The sequence below is a fragment of the Nocardiopsis sp. CNS-639 genome, from assembly GCF_000381685.1.
In the GTDB taxonomy this organism is placed as follows: domain Bacteria; phylum Actinomycetota; class Actinomycetes; order Streptosporangiales; family Streptosporangiaceae; genus Nocardiopsis; species Nocardiopsis dassonvillei.
In genome coordinates this window covers 237,312-251,927 of sequence record NZ_KB906858.1, presented here as the reverse complement: position 1 = coordinate 251,927, position 14,616 = coordinate 237,312, and the positions used below count along the sequence as shown (strand labels likewise).

The following is a 14,616-nucleotide window of genomic DNA, read 5'->3' as shown; positions in this document are numbered from 1 at the left end:
CCGGGTGGCCCCCGCGCCCCCGGCGGCGCCCCCGGACGGCGGTCGCCCGTCCGGGAGCGCGGGGGCCGGTGGCCTACCCGAGGTTCTTGCTGTCGGTGTCCCACTCGGTGGAGCACAGACCGCAGTCGTCGCCGACGAACTCCTGGCGGGCCCGCTGGTCGCCCTTGAGCCGCCACTCCAGCCAGGCGACGCCGACGCGTCCGTACTCCCCGCCGTCGGGCTCGGCGAAGGTGCCGTAGTGGCCGACGTCGAGGTGGCCGATGAAGGCGGGCAGCCCCTGCGGCAGCCGTGCGTAGTCGTCCAGGGCGTTCTCGTAGGCGATGTCGCCGGGGCCGCCGGTGAAGTAGGCGACGGGGGCGTGCAGGTCCTCCAGCAGGTCGTTGTCGCGGTCGGTCAGCAGGCCGCTGTTCCACAGCACGGTGGTGTCCACGCGCGGGTCGTCGGCGACCTCGTAGGTCTCCAGGCCGCCGCAGGACTGGCCCATGATCGCGACGCTGTCGGTGTCGATGTGGCCCCGGTACTCGCTGAACAGGCGGTCGTTCTCCTCGATCGCCCAGTCGACCGCCTCGGTGAGCATCTCGGGGTCGGTGCTGCCGAAGCCGCCGGGGCGGCCGCTGGCGATGACCAGGAAACCGTGCGAGGCGAACTCGGTGAGGATGTTCTCGAACCACGTCCCGTCGGCGCGGCAGGCGCCGTTGCCCCAGGCCACGATCGGCAACCGCTCACCCTCGGGCAGGTCCACGGGCCGGTAGACGGTGTGGTCGCGCAGGCGCGGGGTGGTGACGTACTCGGCGTCGTAGGGCCCCGTCCCGCCCAGGACCCGCACGGGGTCGGCTGCGGCCGTCCCGGGGGCGAGGGCGGCGACCGTCGCCAGGCCGAGGAGGACCGACGCCGTTCGGCGTGCCAGTGGTGATCCCATCTCATTCTCCTTGGGGGGTGCGCGAAATGCGGGGTTTGTCTTCCAGCGCGCTGGACACCGAATATCGGGCGCCCCGCAGGGGCTGTCAACACACCCTCGCGCACGACACGTGGTTCCACCGATACGCCCTCCGGGCCTGCGTCTTCTCCGCTCGGTGACGGCGTGCGCACCTGACCAGGAAAGGAACGGGACAGAGAAAGGGAAAAACGATCCCGCGCGAGAAGACGACGCTTTCCGCGGCCCCTCCCGGAACACGGACGGGGTTTTCCGGGGCCGGAACAGCGCAGGGCCGACCGACCGCGCCCCGAGGCCCGCGCGGACTGTCGGCGGTCGTCCGCACACTGGGGGAAGCCCCCTGCGCCACGACCCGAACCCGAAGATCTCCGACCACGATCGCGGTAGTGTTTCTTCACGTTGAGACTCCCGGAGGGTGCTCTGTGCTCATCGACCCCCACCATCGAGACGACCGGCTGGCCCGGATCGGAACGTCCTGGACGATCCTGGAGAAGGCCCTGCGCCGGGGCGAGCAGGGCTGGCGCAGCGCCACCCCGAGCCACGGAGTGGACGCCCCCTCCCAGTACGCCCACCGCTGGCGGCTCGCCGCGCTGCGGGACGAGCAGAAGCTCCACCACGGCTGGGACAACGCCCGTCTCCTCCAGATCGAGCTCACGGTCGACGCCGAACGCACCACCGCCATCCAGACCCTGAGCGGCGACCACCGCACCGGCAGCCCGAACCCGGCAGCCATGCCCCGCAACCGGCACCCGCGCGGCCCCAAGGGCCAGCGCCTGCTCACCGGGCGCGGCGGGCACGAACAGCTCGCCCTGTTCCCCGAGACACCCCCGACCAGGCACAACGAGGTGTCCCTCGAGGGCTGCGAGGAGCTGGAGGTGTGGGTGCTCCTGGTGCACCGTGTGGACGACTCCGGGGACGGCCGCGTCTTCTGGCATAGTGAGTTGTCCCGGCCCCACCCGCCCAACGCACGGGGCTACATCACCGGGTGGCACGAGCGCGTCCCGCTCCCCGCCCTGGAGATCGGGGCCGTGGTCCTCCCGGAGGGCGACGAGGAGCCGGAGGGACTCGACGTCCCCGTCAACTTCCGCTAACGACGACCGTGCCCGGCGGGTCCGCGCCCGCCGGGCCGTGGACAACGACAAGGCAGCCGCACACCATGGTCACGCCGTCACGCATCCGGCTCGCCCGGGAGCGCAGGGGACTCACCCTCGCCCGGTTGGCGCGGATGAGCGGGATCTCGCAGCAGAGCCTGTCGGGTTACGAGAACGCGCACGCCGTCCCCACGGCGGACACGCTCGCCGCCATCGCGGGCGCGCTCGGGTTCCCCGCGGCGTTCTTCACCGCCGACGAGGTCGAGGAGGTCCCCTCCGAGGCCGTGGCCTTCCGGGCCAGGACCAAGACCTCGATGCGCAAACAGAAGGCCGTGCGCTCCCAGGCCGCCCTGGCGATCGAGCTCAACGACTGGATCGGCCGACACCTCGCCCTACCCGAGCCCTCGGTCCCCACCTACGGCAGGCCCTCCCCCGAGGCCGCCGCGGAGATGGTCCGCTCGCTCTGGGAACTGGGCGACACCGCGGCCCCCAACATGGTGCACCTGCTGGAGGCGCACGGGATCCGGGTCTTCTCCCTGGACACCGAGCACCAGGAGGTGGACGCCTTCAGCTTCTGGCGCGACGCGGTGCCCTACGTCTTCCTCAACACCGGCAAGAGCGGCGAGCGGGGCCGCTTCGACGCCGCGCACGAACTCGGCCACCTGGTCATGCACGGCCACGAACGCCCCTCCAGCGGCCCCGGGGCCGAACGCGAGGCCAACCAGTTCGCCAGCGCCTTCCTCATGCCCCGCGCCGACGTCGTGGCCCGGATGCCCGCGGGCGCCCAGATCGACCAGGTCATCAAGGCCAAGGCGATCTGGCGGGTGTCGGCGATGGCCCTGGCCCACCGGCTCCACGACGTGGGGCTGCTCACGGACTGGCAGTACCGCTCCACCTGCCGCCAGCTCGCCGAACTGGGCTACCGCTCGGCCGAACCGGACGGCATCGCCCGCGAGACCTCACAGGTGCTGCCCAAGGTCTTCGCCCTGCTGCGGAGCAGCGGCCGCACCCCGGCCTCGGTGGCCGCCGCGCTGCACATCCCCCTCTCCGAACTGCACGCGCTGATGTTCGGGCTCTCCATCACCGCCCGCACCGGCGCGGGGTCGGGAACGGCGGCCCCCGCCGACAGGCCCGTGCTCCGGGTCGTCCCCGACACGCGGCGGTAGGCGCACGGGAGTCCGCCGGACGCGGCCGCTCACAGCTCGATGACGGTCTTGACGTCGTCACCGCCGGGTTCGAACGCCTCGTGCGCGCGCTCCAGCGGCAGCCGCCGGGTGATCATCCGCTCCAGCCAGGAGTGGTCGGCCCACGCCAGCGCCCGCGCGGCCATCTCGTAGTGGCGCAGGTTGGCGTTGACCGACCCGAAGAGCACGTCGTTCTCCAGGACCAGCTGACGGTTGATCGCCCCGGCGTCGACGTCGATCGTGTGCCCGCCCGACGAGATGCCGGTGAGGCACACGATCCCGTAGGCCGCGTTGTGGGCCAACGCGTCGAGGATGACACCGGAGGCTCCGGTGGCCTCGATGACCACGTCCGGCGCGCCCGTGGCCGCGACCTCGGCGACGCCGCCGGTGTGGTAGGTCGCCCCGAGGGCGGCCACCAGTTCGGGCTTGACCCCGTGCTCCACCCGGTCCAGCACGTGCACGTCCAGACCGCGCTGGACACCGATCATGGCGGCGAGCAGGCCGATCGGCCCGGCGCCGGTGACGAGCAGGCGGCGCGGCTCGAACCAGGCGCGGCCGCCGATCCGGTCGATCTGGTCCCACGCCTTGGCCACGACCGTGGTCGGCTCCATCAGCACGCCCACGCGCTCCAGCGACGGGTCGAGCCGGACCGCGTAGTCGGCCTCCACCGTCCACTGCTGGGAGCCGTAGCCGTGGATCTGCTTGATGCCGCGCTCGGTGAACCCGCCGTTGCGGCACATGTCGAACTCCCCGTGCGCACAGGCCCCGCACGGCACGGGGTCGGGCCTGCGCACCACCCCCACCACCAGGTCGCCCGCGGAGAAGCCGCTGTCGTCGGGGGCCTCGCGGACCCGGCCCAGCGACTCGTGCCCCAGGACCAGGCGCTCGTGACCGGGCGGCGCCTCACCGTACTCGGCGTCCGCGATCTCTCGGTCGGTGCCGCAGATCCCCAGCGCGATGCCGTCGACGAGCAGCTCCCCCGCTCCCGGCACGGGCGCCTCGACCTCGCTGACCCGCACCGAACCGGCCTGCGACGGCACCACCGTCAGAGCACGCATGGCCCTCCCCCTCACCTGACGCACGTGTTCGGCCCCGGTACCGGGTGCCGAGGCCCCCGGGACGCGGGACCGGGGGTCGGGAACGCTCCCCGGCGCCCGCCCCGTCCCCGGGGATTCTGCCAAGCGGGTACCCGGGCGCCGCTCCCGACACACGAGGCGGGGCGCGAACGGGACGAGGCGCAGCCCGAACGAGGCGCGACCGGGCCGGGGTGCGAACAGGGCCGAGCAGGACAGGAGCGGAGCGCGAACGGGACCGGACCGGGGCGTGAACGGGCCGAGGCCGCTCCCGCGCCGCTCCTGTGGTGTACTGGCCGACTGGACAGGACACGACCGGAAGGGGCGCGAGGTGCTGCTGGGTTCGGGCGCGGGCGAGGGGACCGCGGTGAGCGTCGGCGGGGCGGGGCTGGACCGCGAGGGACTGTGGTCAGCCGCGGCCGCCGTGGCCGAGCGGGTGGCGGGGGCGGACGCCGTCGCCGTGCACGGCGAGGCCTCGCTGTCCACGGTCGTCGCGGTGGTCGGCGGGCTGCTGGCCGGGGTGCCCGTGGTCCCGGTCCCGGCGGACTCGGGGACCGCCGAGCGCCGCCACATCGTGCGCGACTCCGGCGCCTCACTGTGGCTGGGCGCCCCGAGGGAGGACGTCGACCTCCCCGTCGTCCCGGTGGACCCGGCCGAGCGCTCCTCGTTCACGCTCCCCGAACCGCCGCCCGAGTCCACCGCGCTGGTCATGTACACCTCCGGGACCACCGGACCGCCCAAGGGCGCCCTCATCCCGCGCCGGGCCGTGGCCTCCGACCTGGACGCGCTCGCCGACGCCTGGGACTGGACGCCCGACGACGTGCTGGTGCACGGTCTGCCGCTGTTCCACGTGCACGGCCTGATCCTGGGCGTGCTGGGGGCCCTGCGCGTGGGCAGTCCGCTGCTGCACACCGTCCGCCCCACCCCCGCCGCCTACGCCGAGGCGGCCCGCGGGGCTCGGCGCGGAACCCTGTTCTTCGGCGTGCCGACGGTGTGGTCGCGGATCGCCCGCGACCCCGACAGCGCACGCGCCCTGTCCGGGGCGCGGCTGCTGGTCTCGGGCAGCGCCCCGCTGCCCGACACGGTGGCCGACGGCCTGCGGGAGGCGTGCGGCCACAGCCCCGTGGAGCGGTACGGGATGACCGAGACGCTGATCACCGTGGCGGCGCGCGCCGACGCGCCCCGGCGCACCGGCTGGGTCGGGACAGCGCTGCCGGGTCTGGAGACGCGGCTGCGCGGCGAGCACCGGGAGCCCGTCGCCTCCGACGGTGAGAGCGTCGGTGAGCTCCAGGTCCGCGGCGCCACCCTGTTCGGCGGTTACCTCGGGCTGCCGGAGGCCACGGCCGCGGCGTGGACCGGGGACGGTTGGTTCCGCACCGGCGACGCGGCGGTCCGCGACGGGGACGGCTGGCACCGGATCGTGGGCCGGATGTCGGTGGACATGATCAAGACCGGCGGCTACCGGGTCGGCGCGGGCGAGGTCGAGGCGGTGCTGCTCGGCCATCCCGGGGTGATGGAGGCCGCCGTGGTGGGGGAGGCCGACGACGACCTGGGCCAGCGGATCGTGGCCTACCTGGTGGGCGAGGGCATCTCCCCCGAGGCGGTGATCGACTTCGTGGCCGAGCGCCTGTCGGTGCACAAGCGCCCGCGCGAGGTGCGTGTGGTGGACACGCTGCCGCGCAACGCGATGGGCAAGATCCAGAAGAAGCTGCTGGGCAACGCGTCCGCCTGAGTGTCGGCGGGGCGGCGGCCCGCCCGTCGGGGCGGGGTCGGCGAACGCGTGCGCGCGGATGGCCGCGGGCCCGTCGTCCGGACGGGTGCGGGGCCACGCGCGCGTGTGGTCGCGGGCTACCTGGGCGGGGGTCCTCTCCCCTTGGGGCATCTGACCAAGCAGCACTTTTACGTCGTAGATCACAAAAGGGACATTCCGCTCCCCGCTGGCGCGCGGTGAGACGGCTCTCCCGGGTGCCGCCAGGGCCCGCAGTGCGGGGGCGGAGCGGGGTTAGGCGCCCCTTTGTTGGAATCATTCCAGAAAAGTGGTTCAATGGGCGCATGCACCAGACGGAGACCGAGGCCCTCCTCCGGGGGGCTTCGCTACGCGTGACCCGACCCCGGGTAGCGGTCCTGGAGGCGGTCGGGGCTCATCCGCACGCCGACGCCAGCACCGTGCTCCAGGCGGTCCGCGGCCAGCTCGGTGCGGTGTCCACACAAGCGGTGTACGACGTGCTCAAGGCTCTGACGGACGTCGGACTCGTCAGGCGGATCGAACCGGAGGGGTCGCCCGCGCGCTACGAGCGCAGGGTGGGCGACAACCACCACCACGTGGTCTGCCGCAGCTGCGGCACGATCGCGGACGTGGACTGCGCCACCGGAGCCGCGCCCTGCATGACGGGTTCACAGGACCACGGTTTCGCCATAGACGAGGTCGAGGTCACCTACTGGGGCATCTGCCCCGACTGCCAGAAGGCCTGACACACGCCCGGTGCCCTGACCGCGGCACCGAAAGATCCCACCTTAGGACCGAGGAATTCATGTCTCAGGACAACACGAAGCCGCTGACCACGGCCAACGGCGCCCCGGTAGCCAACAACCAGAACAGCCTCACCGCCGGACCGCGCGGCCCGATGCTGCTCCAGGACCTGTGGTTCCTGGAGAAGCTCGCGCACTTCGACCGCGAGGTCATCCCCGAGCGTCGGATGCACGCCAAGGGCTCCGGAGCCTTCGGTACCTTCACGGTCACCCAGGACATCACCCGGTACAGCAAGGCCGCGATCTTCTCCGAGGTCGGCAAGCAGACCGAGATGTTCGCCCGCTTCTCCACCGTCGCCGGTGAGCGCGGCGCCGCCGACGCCGAGCGCGACATCCGCGGTTTCGCCCTGCGCTTCTACACCGAGGAGGGCAACTGGGACGTCGTCGGCAACAACACGCCGGTCTTCTTCTTCCGTGACCCGCTGAAGTTCCCCGACCTCAACCGCGCCGTCAAGCGCGACCCGCGCACCAACATGCGCTCGGCCGAGAACAACTGGGACTTCTGGACCAACCTCCCTGAGGCCCTGCACCAGGTCACCATCGTGATGTCGGACCGCGGCATCCCCGACGGCTACCGCCACATGCACGGCTTCGGCTCGCACACCTTCTCGTTCATCAACGAGGCGGGCGAGCGCTTCTGGGCCAAGTTCCACTTCCGGACCCAGCAGGGCATCAAGAACCTCACGGACCAGGAGGCCGCCCAGGTCGTGGCCGGGGACCGCGAGTCCGCGCAGCGTGACCTGTTCGAGGCCATCGAGCGGGGCGACAACCCCAAGTGGACCTTCTACGTCCAGATCATGCCCGAGGCCGAGGCGGCGGACTACCGCTTCCACCCCTTCGACCTGACCAAGGTCTGGTCCAAGAAGGACTACCCGCTCATCGAGGTCGGCGAGTTCGAGCTCAACCGCAACCCGGAGAACTACTTCGCGGACGTGGAGCAGGCCGCCTTCACCCCGGCCAACCTGGTCCCGGGCATCAGCTTCTCGCCCGACCGCATGCTCCAGGGCCGCCTGTTCTCCTACGGTGACGCCGCCCGCTACCGCCTGGGCGTCAACCACCACCAGATCCCGGTGAACTACCCGCGCGGCGCCAAGCTGGTCAACACCTACCACCGCGACGGCACGATGCGCGTGGACGGCAACCAGGGCGGCGTGCCCGGCATCGAGCCCAACTCCTACGGCCGCTGGCAGGAGCAGCCCTCCTACGCCGAGCCGTCGCAGGCCATCGGCTCGACCGCGGACCGGTTCGACTACCGCGAGGACGACGACAACTACTTCGAGCAGCCGGGCAACCTGTTCCGCCTGATGAACGCGGACGAGCAGCAGCGCCTGTTCGAGAACACCGCGCGCGCGATCGACGGCGCCTCCCAGGCCACCATCGAGCGCCACATCGGCAACTGCACCAAGGCCGACCCGGCCTACGGTGAGGGCGTGCGCAAGGCGATCGAGGCCCTCCAGGCGGGCAAGGTCTCCGCGACCGACCCCAACTCGGACGCCGTCTGAGCAACGCCCGAAGCCCTGATCGGGGCGAGGGCGTGAGGACCCCGGATCCGGGTCCGATCCACCGAGCCGACGCGGCCCCGACCGCGTCGGCTCGGCCCGTTCCGGGGCCCGGGCCCCGGAGGGCGCCGGGCACCGTCGGGCCCGGGGGCCGCGGCGGCGCGGCCCCCGGGTCGGGATCAGCGGATCAGGGCAGCAGGTGGGAGCGGCCGAACATCTCGGCCGCGGCGCGGGCGCTCGGCGTGCCCGCGTCGAGGTCGGCGCCCGCGGCGACGAGCAGCGCCACGATGCCCTCCTCCCCCTTGAACAGCGCACCGGCCACGGGAGTCTGGTCCCGGTCGTTGCGCAGGTCCACGTCGGCGCCGCGGTCCACGAGGGCGCGGACCGTAGCCTCCCGGCCGTGGTAGGCGGCGAGCATCACCAGGGTGTTGCCCTGCTCGTCGCGGGCGTCCACGGGAAGGCCGTGGTCGAGGAACTCCAGCAGCTCCTCCGTGCGCCCCTCCCGGGCCAGGTCCATGGCCAGGGCGATGACCCGGCCCGTCTGCTCTGCGGAGAGTTCGTTCATGGGTTCCATGCTAGACATCTCCACCTGGCCGAACGCGCGCACGCGGCCCCGGCGGAACCCGGAAGGCGCCGGGGCGGAGCGGGACGGGGCCGGTCCGGGGCCGCGCGGGGACGGCGGAGGGCACGGATCGTTGCCCGGAAACCCCTGTGGCGCAAGGGTTTCGTGGTTGCGGTGTTGCCCACCGGGCCAGGACAATTGCAGCGCGACACCCACTTCCCCGAGAGGACGCCATGACCGCCACTCCCCCCATCGACACGTCGGTCCCCCACTCCGCACGCGTGTGGAACTACTGGCTGGAGGGCAAGGACAACTACCCCGTCGACCGGGAGCTGGGCCAGCAGATCGCGCGGGCCTTCCCCGAGATCGTGGAGGTCGCCCGCGCCGACCGGCAGTTCCTCGTCCGCTCGGTCACGCACCTGGTCGAGGAGGAGGGCGTCCGCCAGTTCCTGGACATCGGCACCGGCCTGCCCACCGCCAACAACACCCATGAGGCGGCCCAGGCCGCCGCGCCCGAGTGCAAGGTCGTCTACGTCGACAACGACCCCCTGGTGCTGACCCACGCCCGCGCCCTGCTCACCAGCAGCCCCGAGGGCTCGACCGAGTACGTCGACGCCGACCTGACCGACCCCGGTCCCCTCCTGGAGCAGGCCCGCCGGTACCTGGACTTCTCCCAGCCGATCGGGCTGACGTTCATGGGCACCCTGGGCCACTTCCCCGCGGACGAGAACACCTACGCCCTGGCCCGCGCCTACGTGGACGCGCTGCCGTCGGGCAGTTTCCTGGCCCTGTGCGACAGCACGAGCACGAGTCCGCAGATCATCGAGGCGTCCAAGGCGTGGAACGAGGGCGCGAGCCAGCCCATCCACCTGCGCACCGCCGAGGAGATCGAGCGCTTCTTCGACGGCCTGGAACTGCTGGAGCCCGGCGTGGTCTCGGCGTCCCTGTGGCGCCCGCTGCCCACCGAGCTGGGCGAGCCCAAGGAGGTCGCCCAGTACGGCGGCGTGGCGCGCAAGCCCTGACCGCGGACGCGTGCGCGGGGGCGCCGGGCCGGAGAAACCCCGATCGGGGAACGGGGGCCGGGCGGTCCCGCGCTCACCGGAAGACGGGAGAGCCGGACGGACGGCAGCGGGGCCGGGCGGGCGGGCCCATGGCCACCGGCTGAGAGGACCGGGGTCCGAGGGCCGGGGTTCGAGGGCCGGGGCCGAACGGGCGGTCCCGTACTCGGCGGACAGGACCAGGGAGTGGGCGGTACGCGGCACGGACCGCCTCCCTCCGGAGGCCGACCGGCGCACCGCGCGCCCTGCGGACGGCCTCCGACCGGCCTCCCTCGAAAAATCCGGGATCCGCCCCGATCAGGCCTGTGGACAACCCGATCCGGCCGTGTCCGCGCGCGCATACTCAGAGCATGCTCTCCTCACACGCCTCCGCCCTGCTGTCCGCCCTCCTCGACGACCTTCCCGGCACCAAGCACCTCCTGACCCTGCACACCCGGCACGCGCTGGCCACGTCCGTCGAACGCCGGGAGGAGGGCTTCGACGTCGAGCATCCGGCGGTGGTGGAGCGGCTGTGCGCCGCCCTCACCGGCGGCGCCCCCGCGGCGGTGGTGCTGCGCAGCCCCACCGACCGGATCTCCCACACGCTTCCCGACGGGGTGGACGTCCCCGTGACGCTGGTGCGCGGCTGGACGGTCACCGACCGGACCCTGGTGCCCCTCGACGAGGCGCGGATGTTCGACGCCCACTGCACCGACTCCGCGTCGGGCGAGCCCGTCCCGCCGGAACCGGGCGTGGTGTACACGGACGCGCCCGCGGTCGACCTCACCCTCTTCCACGGCACGTGAGGGTCCCCGGCGCCGTTCGGCGCCGGGGACCCTCACGTGCCGCTCCGGGTGGCGCGGCGGGGGCGGCCGCCGCGCCGCGGGTGGAGGTCGGCCGCGTCCTGGATCAGTTCGCGTTGCAGGAGACCGTCGGCCAGGTCCAGTTGCCGTTGTGGTCGATCGTCACGCCCCAGTTGTTGCCGTTGCCGTTGGGCCTGGCGGTCAGCACCTGGGAGCTGGGGTAGTCGGCGCCGACGTTCCACGTGGCGCTGATCCTGGCCGGGGACGGCACGTTCATCGTCACGGTCCAGTCGTTCGAACCGCTGACCGAGACGTTGAGGTTGTACCGGTCGCTCCACTGCTGGCCCGCGGACAGGGTCGCGGTGCAGCCGCCGCCACCGGGGTTGCCGGGGTTGCCGGGGTTGCCGCCGCCGCTGGAGCCCACGGTGATGTTGGAGCTCCCGCTGCTCTGGTAGCCCTCGGTGGCCATGATCATGTAGTCGTGGTTGCCCAGGTTCATTCCGGCCCGGGCCCACGCGTCGAAGTGGTTTCCGGAGGTGATGGTTCCGCCCGTGCGCCTGGACTGGCGCACGCTCCAGTACTGGGGGAAGGTCTGGATGCCGTCGATGGAGGGGGCGTCGTAGCGCATCGTCCGGTAGATGTCGTAGGTGCCGCCGTCGCTGGTGACCGTGCCCATGTGCGTTCCGGTGGGCCGGTAGGTGCCCCAGTTGTCGACGATGTAGTACTCCACGAGCGGGCTCCTTGTCCACCCGTAGAGCGTCAGGTAGGAGTTTCCGGACGGGTTGAAGCTGCCCGAGTAGGTCACCGCCCTGCGCCCGCCGGTGGGCCAGCCCTTGCCGGCGACGAAGTTGCCGGTGTTGCGCCATGAGGTGGTGTAGTTGCCGCCGGAGCCCAGCTCCATGGAGACGGTCCCCTGGCTGTCGGTCCAGAAGGAGTAGAAGTAGCCGTTGTGGGTGCCGGTCTGGTTGGTGGTGATGGCCGCGCTGGCGGTGCCGGGCAGCAGCGCCAGGGTCGTGACCAGCGCGACCGCGACGGCGCAGACCCGGCCGGCGAGCGTTCTGGCGCGGCCTCGTCCGCGGCTGCGCGGGGGTGCGGGGGGATGGTTCATGGGTGCTTCCTCCTCGGGGATCGGGGGGTCAGGAGGCGTGCGGAGGACCGGATCGGGGGTGATCCGACCCGACGGGGACCGTGAGCCCCGTCACAGGGCCAGTGTCCGTCCGGCTCCGCTGTGTTGTCAATAAATTCCGGAATATTCCGGATAACTTGCCGAGCGCTTCCCCTTCCGCACGGCATCTGCCCTGTTCGGTGACCTGTAGCCGTGACGCGTCCGCGACCGAACGCCCTTACTTCCGGAAGGGTTCCGGATCATGGTGGGCGGTGAGCCGCCGTCCCACGGGAGCGCCAAAGGCCCGGCACGCGCGGGCAACCCCTTCGCGCTCCGGCCACGACAATGCACTCCGGCCTCCCTCTCGGGCCCGTCCCCGTGCCATGCTGGGAGTCATGGAGGTCAAGGAACCGCGGCTGGAGATCGAGTACTGCACCCGGTGCCGGTGGCTCCCGCGGGCCACCTGGATGGCACAGGAGTTGCTGACCACGTTCGAGGCCGAACTCGGCGAGGTCGCGCTCGTCCCGGGCACCAACGGCGTGTTCGAGGTGCGCCTGGACGGGGAGAGCGTGTGGTCGCGCCGGACCGACGCGGCCTTCACCGACGCCGCCGAGCTCAAGCGCCTCATCCGGGACCGGATCGCCCCCGAACACCACCTGGGGCACTCCGAGCTGCCCTCGGACGGCTAGGGGCCGGGGTCGGGCCTGTTCGCGCCCGGCGCGAACGGGCCCCTTCGGCGGTGTCGGCTGCCCGGAGGCGGGCGACGGCCGCCGCCGGACCCGGACGGTTCAGGAGCGCCGGAACGGCCGACGGCGTCGGCTCCGGTCCCCGCCCCGGGGCGCCCACGGCAGCCACGGCTCGCGCGGCGGGTGGGCGACCCGCGTCTGTTCGTCCTCTCCGGCCAGTGCCCGTTCGGCTCCCTCGGGTTCGAGACCGGCGAACAGCATGATGTCGGTGGCGACCATCCGCACGTACAGGTGGGCCGCCCCGGTCACGGGGTCGTCCACCGCGTCCTCGTCGAAGGGCCCGACCAGGCCGAGCACCCGGTCGACCGCGCGCTGGCGCGCCGCGCGGTCTCCGAGGCCCTCGGCCAGCACGTCGAGCACGGAGGCCATCTCGCACACCACCGGCGCCAGGCGTCGGCGCTCGCCGCTCTCCGTGGCGGCGGTGGTCCGTGCGAGCGACAGACAGCTCTCCCCGAGGATGATGAGCCGGTCGATCCGCTCGTCCTCGTACCGCAGCGGCTCGGGGTCGGTCCACCGCGCCCTGGACCAGCGCACCGCGCGGTGGCTGTTCTCGCGTGCGCGGCTGAGGTCGGCCATGGGCCTGCTCAGAGCGCCCAGGCGGTCCACCGTCCACAGGGAGGGGTCCTCGTCCTCCTCCAGCGCGCGGCCGGTCGCGCCGAGCAGGCGGACCATCTCCGCCAGCGCGGCGGCCTCGGCCCGGCGCAGCCGCGAGACCACGCGCGCGGGGAACAGGAGCTGGCTCACCAGGAGCGCCACGCCCGCTCCGATGAGGGCGTCGGTGAGTCTGCCGGTCCCGGCGAAGGCCACGGTGAGGATCGCACTGGCCGCCGCCTGGGCTATCACGAGCCGGGCGGCGCCGACGGCCACGGTGATCGCCATCGCCACGCCGGTGGCGGCGGCCAGGGCCCCGTAACCCCCGCCGGTGACGACCAGGGCCAGTTCGCCGACGACGATGCCGATGACCACGCCGATCAGCATCCGTACGGCGTTGGTCCCCCGCTCCCCGCCCGTGGCGTTGAGCGCGATGACCGCGGCGATCGGCGCGAAGAAGGGGGAGTGGTCGCTGACGAGGCCGCCCGCGATGATCCACGCCGCGGTCGCGGCGACCGTGGCCTGTACCACCGATCCCCCGTCCGCGGACAGGCGGTCCAGCGCCGCCGAGCCCGCGCGGGTCGCCGACCGCAGTCCGGCGCGGACGAGGCCGCTCAGAGACCGCATGCCCCTCCCGACGCCTCCGGGTCCGGCGGGCTCCGCACGCCCGCGTGGACACAGTCACTGCCGCCACAGCTACCCAAGAGGATCACATGATCACCCTCCGAAAACAAAAGCCCCGCGCCACTTGGACAGAAGCCGCCCGCACCGCCCTTCCTCCGGGGCACGGCCTCCCCCACCAGGGTGGGGAGGAGGCCGTGTGGAAGGCGCGACCGCCGTTGCGGTTACCGTCGGGGACATGGTGATCCCGAGTGACGAAGAGATCCGAGCGCTGCACGAGAGGTACGCGCCCACACGCGAGGCGTTCGACCTCGTCCACACCCACTGCGAGATCGTGTGCGCGGTCGCCGAGCAGCTGCTCGACCGCTCCGGCCCGGCGCTGGACCGAGCCCTGGTCCGGGCGGGGTGCCTGCTGCACGACATCGGGGTCTACCGGCTGTACGACTCCTCCGGGCGGCTCGACCACGCGCGTTACGTGAGCCACGGGGTGCTCGGCCACGAGATCCTCGCCGGGGAGGGGCTGCCCGAGGCGCTGTGCCGGTTCTGCTCGCACCACACCGGGGTGGGGCTGACCCGGCAGGACATCCGCGACCAGGGGCTTCCCGTTCCGGAGGGGGACTACGTGGCCGAGTCCGCCGAGGAGGAGCTGGTGATGTACGCCGACAAGTTCCACAGCAAGCGCAACCCGCCGGTGTTCTTCTCCGCCGACTCCTACGCCGCCTCCGTCGCCCGCTTCGGCGAGGACAAGGTGACCCGCTTCAAGGAGCTGCGCACGCGCTTCGGGGTCCCCGACCTGGCCCCGCTCGTGGCCGCCCACGGCCACGCCCTGGTCTGAGCCGGG

The 14,616-nt window shown here is 72.6% G+C and carries 14 protein-coding genes; 9 read left to right on the top strand and 5 right to left on the bottom strand.

Annotation, left to right across the window (positions count from 1 at the left end; all coding sequences use genetic code 11):
• Positions 1 to 73: 73 nt before the first annotated feature.
• Positions 74 to 919 carry an alpha/beta hydrolase gene (locus G011_RS0110440; protein WP_019608417.1) on the bottom strand — a complete coding sequence of 282 codons (846 nt, stop codon included), beginning with the start codon at positions 917 to 919 and terminating at the stop codon, positions 74 to 76.
• A gap of 437 nt (positions 920 to 1,356) precedes the next feature.
• Here G011_RS0110440 and G011_RS0110435 point away from each other — a divergent pair, with 437 nt between their 5' ends.
• Positions 1,357 to 2,025, top strand: a complete 669-nt coding sequence (locus G011_RS0110435; RefSeq protein WP_019608416.1) for a hypothetical protein — start codon at positions 1,357 to 1,359, stop codon at positions 2,023 to 2,025.
• A gap of 65 nt (positions 2,026 to 2,090) precedes the next feature.
• Positions 2,091 to 3,191 carry an ImmA/IrrE family metallo-endopeptidase gene (locus G011_RS0110430; RefSeq protein WP_019608415.1) on the top strand — a complete coding sequence of 367 codons (1,101 nt, stop codon included), beginning with the start codon at positions 2,091 to 2,093 and terminating at the stop codon, positions 3,189 to 3,191.
• A 29-nt stretch (positions 3,192 to 3,220) separates the two neighbouring features.
• Here the strand turns inward: G011_RS0110430 and G011_RS0110425 are convergent, their stop codons facing one another.
• Positions 3,221 to 4,267: a glucose 1-dehydrogenase gene (locus G011_RS0110425; RefSeq protein ID WP_019608414.1), complete on the bottom strand. Its 1,047-nt coding sequence runs from the start codon at positions 4,265 to 4,267 to the stop codon at positions 3,221 to 3,223.
• A 346-nt stretch (positions 4,268 to 4,613) separates the two neighbouring features.
• Between G011_RS0110425 and G011_RS0110420 the strand changes: the two genes are divergently transcribed.
• From G011_RS0110420 to G011_RS0110410, 3 genes are all read left to right on the top strand, one after another.
• Positions 4,614 to 6,014 (top strand): acyl-CoA synthetase, encoded by a 1,401-nt coding sequence (locus tag G011_RS0110420; protein ID WP_019608413.1) that lies wholly within the window; start codon positions 4,614 to 4,616, stop codon positions 6,012 to 6,014.
• 320 nt (positions 6,015 to 6,334) lie between these two features.
• Positions 6,335 to 6,754, top strand: a complete 420-nt coding sequence (locus tag G011_RS0110415; protein ID WP_013153727.1) for a Fur family transcriptional regulator — start codon at positions 6,335 to 6,337, stop codon at positions 6,752 to 6,754.
• Positions 6,755 to 6,813: 59 nt separating this feature from the next.
• Complete coding sequence (locus G011_RS0110410) at positions 6,814 to 8,313, top strand: catalase (RefSeq protein ID WP_013153728.1); 1,500 nt, start codon at positions 6,814 to 6,816, stop codon at positions 8,311 to 8,313.
• A gap of 184 nt (positions 8,314 to 8,497) precedes the next feature.
• Here G011_RS0110410 and G011_RS0110405 read toward each other — a convergent pair whose 3' ends face one another.
• A complete protein-coding gene (locus G011_RS0110405; RefSeq protein WP_019608412.1) occupies positions 8,498 to 8,875 on the bottom strand; it encodes an ankyrin repeat domain-containing protein in 378 nt (125 codons plus the stop codon).
• 230 nt (positions 8,876 to 9,105) lie between these two features.
• Here G011_RS0110405 and G011_RS0110395 point away from each other — a divergent pair, with 230 nt between their 5' ends.
• Positions 9,106 to 9,894, top strand: coding sequence for an SAM-dependent methyltransferase (locus tag G011_RS0110395; protein WP_019608411.1), 789 nt, complete (start codon positions 9,106 to 9,108; stop codon positions 9,892 to 9,894).
• Positions 9,895 to 10,280: 386 nt separating this feature from the next.
• Positions 10,281 to 10,715, top strand: coding sequence for a hypothetical protein (locus G011_RS0110390; RefSeq protein WP_019608410.1), 435 nt, complete (start codon positions 10,281 to 10,283; stop codon positions 10,713 to 10,715).
• 103 nt (positions 10,716 to 10,818) lie between these two features.
• Here the strand turns inward: G011_RS0110390 and G011_RS0110385 are convergent, their stop codons facing one another.
• The gene (locus G011_RS0110385; protein WP_019608409.1) at positions 10,819 to 11,820 is read right to left on the bottom strand and encodes a glycoside hydrolase family 11 protein; all 1,002 of its coding nucleotides are present in this window, start codon (positions 11,818 to 11,820) and stop codon (positions 10,819 to 10,821) included.
• Positions 11,821 to 12,212: 392 nt separating this feature from the next.
• Here G011_RS0110385 and G011_RS0110380 point away from each other — a divergent pair, with 392 nt between their 5' ends.
• Entirely contained in the window at positions 12,213 to 12,506 is a 294-nt protein-coding gene (locus tag G011_RS0110380; RefSeq protein ID WP_019608408.1) for a SelT/SelW/SelH family protein, read from the top strand.
• Between the two features lie 99 nt (positions 12,507 to 12,605).
• Here G011_RS0110380 and G011_RS0110375 read toward each other — a convergent pair whose 3' ends face one another.
• Positions 12,606 to 13,781 carry an FUSC family protein gene (locus G011_RS0110375; protein ID WP_019608407.1) on the bottom strand — a complete coding sequence of 392 codons (1,176 nt, stop codon included), beginning with the start codon at positions 13,779 to 13,781 and terminating at the stop codon, positions 12,606 to 12,608.
• A 232-nt stretch (positions 13,782 to 14,013) separates the two neighbouring features.
• Here G011_RS0110375 and G011_RS0110370 point away from each other — a divergent pair, with 232 nt between their 5' ends.
• Entirely contained in the window at positions 14,014 to 14,610 is a 597-nt protein-coding gene (locus G011_RS0110370) for an HD domain-containing protein (protein WP_019608406.1), read from the top strand.
• The last annotated feature ends 6 nt before the right edge of the window (positions 14,611 to 14,616 follow it).

Excerpts from the sequence above, each read along its gene's own strand:
- G011_RS0110395 (WP_019608411.1), top strand. The coding sequence starts at position 9,106 with ATGACCGCCACTCCCCCCATCGACACGTCGGTCCCCCACTCCGCACGC.
- G011_RS0110370 (WP_019608406.1), top strand. The coding sequence starts at position 14,014 with ATGGTGATCCCGAGTGACGAAGAGATCCGAGCGCTGCACGAGAGGTAC.
- G011_RS0110405 (WP_019608412.1), bottom strand. The coding sequence starts at position 8,875 with ATGAACGAACTCTCCGCAGAGCAGACGGGCCGGGTCATCGCCCTGGCC.
- G011_RS0110385 (WP_019608409.1), bottom strand. The coding sequence starts at position 11,820 with ATGAACCATCCCCCCGCACCCCCGCGCAGCCGCGGACGAGGCCGCGCC.
- G011_RS0110425 (WP_019608414.1), bottom strand. The coding sequence starts at position 4,267 with ATGCGTGCTCTGACGGTGGTGCCGTCGCAGGCCGGTTCGGTGCGGGTC.
- G011_RS0110430 (WP_019608415.1), top strand. The coding sequence starts at position 2,091 with ATGGTCACGCCGTCACGCATCCGGCTCGCCCGGGAGCGCAGGGGACTC.
- G011_RS0110440 (WP_019608417.1), bottom strand. The coding sequence starts at position 919 with ATGGGATCACCACTGGCACGCCGAACGGCGTCGGTCCTCCTCGGCCTG.
- G011_RS0110375 (WP_019608407.1), bottom strand. The coding sequence starts at position 13,781 with ATGCGGTCTCTGAGCGGCCTCGTCCGCGCCGGACTGCGGTCGGCGACC.
- G011_RS0110415 (WP_013153727.1), top strand. The coding sequence starts at position 6,335 with ATGCACCAGACGGAGACCGAGGCCCTCCTCCGGGGGGCTTCGCTACGC.
- G011_RS0110390 (WP_019608410.1), top strand. The coding sequence starts at position 10,281 with ATGCTCTCCTCACACGCCTCCGCCCTGCTGTCCGCCCTCCTCGACGAC.
- G011_RS0110410 (WP_013153728.1), top strand. The coding sequence starts at position 6,814 with ATGTCTCAGGACAACACGAAGCCGCTGACCACGGCCAACGGCGCCCCG.
- G011_RS0110380 (WP_019608408.1), top strand. The coding sequence starts at position 12,213 with ATGGAGGTCAAGGAACCGCGGCTGGAGATCGAGTACTGCACCCGGTGC.